A 2,937-nucleotide genomic window follows, 5' to 3' on the forward strand; every position below is an offset into this window, starting at 1 on the left:
GCCGACGAAGTGGCCCACACGCTGGACGAGAACGCCTTCCAGCAGCCCTTGCTCAATGCACTCAGCCTGCTGCGTGGCGGTACCGTGGCCGCACGCTACGCCAAGCACGCGTTGCCCAACTACGGTGTGTTCGACGAAAAGCGTTATTTCACCCCGGGTACCGAGTCCCGGGTGATCGACGTTGCCGGGGTGCGCGTGGGGTTGTTGATCTGCGAGGACGTCTGGATCGATGCACCGGTGGACGCTGCCTGCGCATCCGGTGCCGAACTGCTGATCGTGCCCAATGCCTCCCCGTACGACCTGGGCAAGGCCGACGAGCGGCTGACGGTGCTGCAGCGTCAGGCCCGGCGTCATGGCGTGGCCATCGCCTACCTCAACGTGGTGGGTGGCCAGGACGATGTGCTGTTTGACGGCGCATCAATCCTGGTCAATGCAGACGGTTCCCTGGCGGCACGTGCACGGTCCTTTGAGGAGGCACTGCTGCATGCACGTTTCGACAGCGCCAGCGGCATGTTCACCACGCAGGATTGGCCGCCGGCCGTGCTCGACGAGCACGCGATACTCTATGCCGGCCTTGTGCGCGGCATCCGCGACTATGTCAACAAGAACGGCTTTCCCGGTGTTCTGCTGGGCCTGTCCGGAGGTATCGATTCGGCGCTGACCGTTGCGCTTGCAGTGGATGCGCTGGGCGCGGATCGGGTCACTGCGGTGATGCTTCCTTCACGCTACACCTCGCAGCTTTCCCTGGACGGAGCGCGTGATCAGGCCCAAGTGCTGGGTGTGGACTATGAGGTGGTGCAGATCGAGCCGGCCTTCGAGACCATGCTGGTGGCGCTTGAGCCGGCTTTCGAAGGCAAACCAGCCGATCTGACCGAGGAGAACCTGCAGTCGCGCATTCGCGGCGCACTGCTCATGGCATTGTCGAACAAGCATCGCCGCCTGTTGCTGGCCACGGGCAACAAGAGCGAGATGGCTGTCGGTTACGCAACCCTGTACGGCGACATGTGTGGTGCCTATGCCCCACTGAAGGATGTCTACAAGACAAGGGTCTATGCCCTTGCGGCCTGGCGCAATGATGCCGCCGCGGCCCGCAGCGAGGGAGCATTGATCCCGCAGGCTGTGATTGATCGCCCGCCATCGGCCGAGCTGCGCGAGGACCAGACGGATCAGGATTCGCTGCCCGACTACCCGACCCTGGACGCGATCCTTGAACGTTTCATCGAGAACGAGCAGTCACGCGCGGCCATTGCCGCGGCCGGTTTCGATGCCGCCACGGTCGACAAGGTGGCCACGTTGGTACTGCGTAACGAGTTCAAGCGTCGCCAGTCTGCTCCCGGACCCAAGGTCACGTCGCGCGCCTTCGGTCGCGAACGCCGCTATCCGATCACCTCCGGCTGGACCTGAGCGGTCCGCCGCTTGTCACCAGGATCAGTGGTGGTTGGTGAACGGAATCATGCGCATCCAGATGGACGCGTAGTGGGGCCAGTTCGGGTCGCTCAGGAACGGGTGATGGGGGTAGTTGAGCTTGAGCACAGCCAGGCTTTGCTGAGCCAGCTTGTCAAGGCCAAGCTTGCGGTAGCTTCGAACCAGAAGCGCCAAGGCATCGCCGGTCTCCGGCGAACGCTGATAATGCTCGATCACGTACTGGGCACGATGCGCCGAAGCCACGTACAGTCGGTGGTGGAAATAGAACTTGGCCACGTTGATCTCGTGCTCGGCCAGACCGTTGCGCAGGTAGATCATGCGCTGGCGGGCGTCAGCGGCGTACTTGCTGCCGGGAAACCGCCGCGTGAGCTGGCTGAAATCGTCAAAGGACTGCAGCCGGTAACCCTGGTCGCGGCGCGACTGGTCCTGGGAGACCAGGCGTTGGACAAAGCCCGAGCTGCGATTGAAATTGATCAGGCCGCGCAGGTAATAGGCATAGTCGATATGCTTGTGCGCCGGATAGGTCTTGATGAACCGGTTTATGGTCGCGTACGCATCTTCGGGATTGTTGTCCTTGTACTGGGCGTAGGCCAGGTCCACCTGAGACTGTTCGTTGTATTTGCCGTAAGGGAAACGTGCGATCAGGCGCTGGTAGGCCTTTTCAGCATTGGCATAGTTCCCGTGGCTGAGCGCGTTGTGGGCAGTCGAGTAGAGCTTGGCCACCGGCAACGTGTCGTAGTTTGCACGGGTGCGAAAAAGCGAGCAGGACGCCAGCAGAAGGACCGCAGTAATGAGGCTGAATATCTTGAGAACGCGCATATAAGGACAGTCGGATGCTTGAGCAAAGGGCCATGATAGCGGAAACCGGCTGCCGGCCGGTGGGTCGGACATGAGCATGGTGGATCATCGGGCCCAGGTGCCACTGGACGAGGCAGGTCGACGTTTGGACCAGGCGCTGGCGGCAATGTTCCCGCAATACTCGCGTACGCGGCTGAGCGGCTGGGTGCGCGATGGCGCGGTCACGCTCGATGGCGCCGTAGTGGCTCCGCGCCATCGGCTGCAGGGCGGGGAGCAGGTCGAGCTGCACGCCGAGCTGGCAGAAGAGGTTCCATTGGAGCCACAGCCGATTGCCCTGGACGTGCGTTACCGCGATGACGACCTGCTGGTGCTGGAAAAGCCGGCTGGACTGGTCGTCCACCCGGGTGCGGGCAATGCCGACGGCACCTTGCAGAATGCCTTGCTGCACCTTGACCCGAGACTGGTGGAACTGCCGCGTGCCGGCATCGTTCATCGGCTCGACAAGGACACTTCCGGCCTGATGGTGGTGGCCTGCTCCATGGCCGCGCATACCGCTCTGGTGGCGATGTTGGCGCGGCATGAGGTCGAGCGCCAGTATGTCGCCGTGGTGCGCGGGTCGCTGATCGCAGGGGGTACCGTGGATGCACCTCTTGGACGCCATGCAGTCGATCGCCTGCGCCAGGCCGTGCGCGACACGCATAGCGGCAAGCGTGC

The 2,937-nt window shown here is 63.0% G+C and carries 3 protein-coding genes; 2 read left to right on the top strand and 1 reads right to left on the bottom strand.

Going from position 1 to position 2,937, the window contains the following annotated elements; genetic code table 11:
* Positions 1-1,404: NAD+ synthase (locus PF446_RS10325; protein WP_298071341.1), on the top strand; the 1,404-nt coding region annotated here is incomplete at its 5' end.
* Between the two features lie 24 nt (positions 1,405-1,428).
* On the opposite strand, the gene PF446_RS10330 is transcribed toward PF446_RS10325, so the two are convergent.
* Entirely contained in the window at positions 1,429-2,244 is an 816-nt protein-coding gene (locus tag PF446_RS10330; protein WP_298071342.1) for an outer membrane protein assembly factor BamD, read from the bottom strand.
* A gap of 70 nt (positions 2,245-2,314) precedes the next feature.
* Here PF446_RS10330 and PF446_RS10335 point away from each other — a divergent pair.
* A partial coding sequence (locus PF446_RS10335) for a pseudouridine synthase (protein ID WP_298071343.1) occupies positions 2,315-2,937 on the top strand: 623 nt, incomplete at its 3' end.

Origin of the sequence: Oleiagrimonas sp. (genome assembly GCF_027858935.1) — a bacterium.
GTDB lineage: Bacteria > Pseudomonadota > Gammaproteobacteria > Xanthomonadales > Rhodanobacteraceae > Oleiagrimonas.